This window comes from Mannheimia sp. (assembly GCF_056854775.1).
Window position 1 is genome coordinate 1 of sequence record NZ_JBXGGI010000119.1, and the last position, 3,261, is coordinate 3,261.

Annotated in this window: 4 protein-coding genes; all 4 read left to right on the forward strand. The window is 40.2% G+C overall.

The window, feature by feature from the left end:
• A partial coding sequence (locus tag ACJHV0_RS08630) for a uracil-xanthine permease family protein (RefSeq protein WP_483133939.1) occupies positions 1-845 on the forward strand: 845 nt, incomplete at its 5' end.
• 129 nt (positions 846-974) lie between these two features.
• Positions 975-1,304, forward strand: coding sequence for a thioredoxin (gene trxA / locus ACJHV0_RS08635; protein ID WP_025235668.1), 330 nt, complete (start codon positions 975-977; stop codon positions 1,302-1,304).
• Positions 1,305-1,514: 210 nt separating this feature from the next.
• Entirely contained in the window at positions 1,515-2,780 is a 1,266-nt protein-coding gene (gene hflK, locus ACJHV0_RS08640) for an FtsH protease activity modulator HflK (protein WP_483133940.1), read from the forward strand.
• 2 nt (positions 2,781-2,782) lie between these two features.
• Positions 2,783-3,261 (forward strand): protease modulator HflC (hflC, locus tag ACJHV0_RS08645; RefSeq protein ID WP_483133941.1); only part of this gene is annotated, 479 nt, incomplete at its 3' end.

A 3,261-nucleotide genomic window follows, 5' to 3' on the forward strand; every position in this document is an offset into this window, starting at 1 on the left:
CAGGCGGTCAAAGAGGTGATGCACATTATGCCGATCCTGCTAATCTTGCAATGGCGACTTTTGTGCTGGTTCTGGTTGTGATTTTAGTACAATGGGGCAAAGGCATTTTTTCAGCAGCTGCAATTGTGATTGGTATGATGGTAGGCTATGTAGTGGCTTTAGCTTTAGGTTGGATAAACTTTGATAACGTGAAATCAGCCGATGTTGTGGCAATTCCTCAGCCATTGCATTTTGGGCTTGCTTTCCCGATTTCAGGTATTATTGGGATGAGCATAGCTTATTTAGTAACCATTGTGGAATCAAGCGGTAACTTTTTAGCGTTAGGAAATGCGACACAAACCGAAATTACAGGTAAACATTTACGTGGAGGCGTGTTATGTGATGGACTAGGCTCAGCATTTGCAGCAATTATGTCTACCACGCCATTTTCATCATTCGCCCAAAATATCGGTGTGATTTCTTTAACCGGTGTTGCAAGCCGCTATGTTGTAACTGTGATGGGCTGCTTATTGGTATTAGCCGGTATTTTCCCTTGGTTTGGAGCCTTGATTGTGTCTATTCCAACCCCGGTTTTAGGTGGAGCAGGCTTAATGATGTTTGCGATGATTATTGCAGCAGGTATCCAAATGTTAGACAAGGTAGAACGTTCAAAACGTAACGGGTTAATTATTGCGATTTCAATCGGTTGTGGCTTAGCAGTTACTACTCGCCCGGAGTTATTAGATAAACTCCCTTCGTTTGTAAAAGAAGTATTTGGGTCGGGCATTACTGTTGGCTCACTATTTGCACTCATTTTGAATTTAATTCTACCAAAAGATGAAAATAAAGAATTAGAAAATGAATAGTGATTGATTTAATCGGTAAATCTTACTTGAAATTTCATTGATTAATCACTATCTTAGCAAAAGCTGTACGCCTTAACTCGTAATCAGTTGGGGCGTTTCTTTTTTATTTAGATGTGTAAGGACAAATTTATGAGTAATGTTATTCACACAACAGATGCAACATTTGAACAAGATGTTTTAAAATCAGATGTGCCTGTATTGTTAGACTTTTGGGCACCGTGGTGTGGTCCTTGCCGTATGATCGGACCTGTGCTTGACGAGTTATCGGTTGATGCACAATTTGAAGGCAAAGTAAAAATTGCAAAAATGAACGTAGATGAAAATCCAAATGTAGCGGCACAATTTGGTGTACGTAGCATTCCATTTTTACTTTTATTTAAAAACGGTGAGGTTGTTGCACAACAAGTTGGTGCTCTTCCACACGCACAAATGGCTGAATTTATTAAACAAGCGTTATAATTAAATTAAAGCAAAAATAGGGCGAATTTATCGCCCTCTTTTTTTGTGATTTGAATATTGCTTGCACAAGGGTAAATCTGCAAAAAAATAGCAAAAAAAGACCGCTTGTTTTATCAGATAAGCCTAGTCAAATGATGACTAAATAGGTACAATCTTTAACTTGCGTTTTAAATTTTAAAGTGCGATTCGATTTTATTTTTGGAGATATTTATGTCGTGGAATGAATCAGGTAATCAGCAAGACCCTTGGGGGAAGCCGGGGCAGAGAAGATCTGAGCCAAAGCCTGAACAGCAAGAACAAGATCAAGGGCAAGGTCCTGCTCAAGGCTCACAACAAGGACCAACCAATAATCAACGAAACGAACAGCAACCACCTGATTTAGAAGAAGTTTTCAGCAGTCTATTGAAAAAAATGGGCGGTGGAAAATCGCCTAATAATGGTTCTAGCAATCCAAATAGTATCGGATTTGGCAAATTTCTACCTGTTGTTTTAGGACTTGCCGCTGCGGTGTGGGCTGGTTCAGGTTTTTATACTGTACAAGAGGCTGAGCGAGGTGTCGTTACCCGTTTAGGTAAACTTGATAATATCGTTATGCCGGGCTTGAACTGGAAGCCAACTTTTATTGATTCTGTAACTAGAGTAAACGTAGAACGTGTTTCTGAGTTAAATACGAGCGGTTCAATGCTTACTCAAGATGAAAATATGGTTCAAGTTGAGATGACGGTTCAGTATCGCGTAGAAGATCCTGCTAAATATCTGTTTAGTGTGAGCAATCCTGATGAAAGTTTAAAGCAAGCTACAGACAGTGCGTTACGTTATGTGATCGGTCATATGACAATGGACGAAATTCTAACCACAGGTCGAGCAACGGTGCGTGAGAGAACGTGGGCTACTTTGCGTGAGATCATCAAAACCTATGATATGGGCTTGTTGGTAACGGATGTGAACTTCCAATACGCTCGTCCACCTGAAGATGTAAAAGCAGCATTTGATGATGCGATTAAAGCACAAGAAGATGAGCAGCGTTTAATTCGTGAGGCGGAAGCTTATGCAAGAGGGGAAGAGCCGATTGCTCGCGGTCAAGCACAGCGTACGATTGAACAAGCAGAAGCCTATAAAGAAGCTGTTGTGTTAAATGCAAAAGGGGAAGTTGAACGTTTAAGCCAATTATTACCTGAATACAAGGCTTCGCCAGAGCTGACTCGAGAGCGTTTATATATTCAAACGATGGAAAAGGTGATGAAAAACACACCTAAAGTTGTGATGGATTCATCAGGTAATAATTTAAATGTATTACCTTTTGATAAGTTAATGAATAATTCATCAGCTCCTAAATTTGATCAACAAAAAATTGAGCAACAAGTCGCACCGGTACAAACACAAGTTGCACCGCCACCGGTTGTTCAACCAAGAATACAGGTTCAGCCACAATCAGCAGAGCAGCAAATAGACCAAACTCGTAAAGGGAGATTTTAATAATGCGTAAATTATTATTACCTGTACTGGCTGTGGTAGCATTTGTTGTACTGCAATCAGTAACCATTGTAAACGAAGGCGAGCGTGGCATTATGTTACGTTTTAACAAAGTTCATCGTGATAGCGATCAAAAAGTGGTGGTTTACCAACCGGGTATTCATTTCAAAATGCCGTTTATTGATAGCTTGAAAGTGTTAGATGCCCGTATTCAAACGCTAGATGGTCAAGAAGACCGCTTTGTAACGGTAGAGAAAAAAGACCTCTTGGTAGATTCCTATGTGAAATGGCGAATTAGCGACTTTGGTCAATTCTACACCTCAACAGGTGGCGATTATCAAAAAGCAGCTGATTTATTACGTCGTAAAGTCAGCGACCGTCTGCGTTCTGAAATTGGTTCTCGTACTATTAAAGATATTGTATCAGGCTCTCGTGGTGAATTAATGGCAGGAGCTCAAAAAGCATTAAATACCGGAGAAGATGG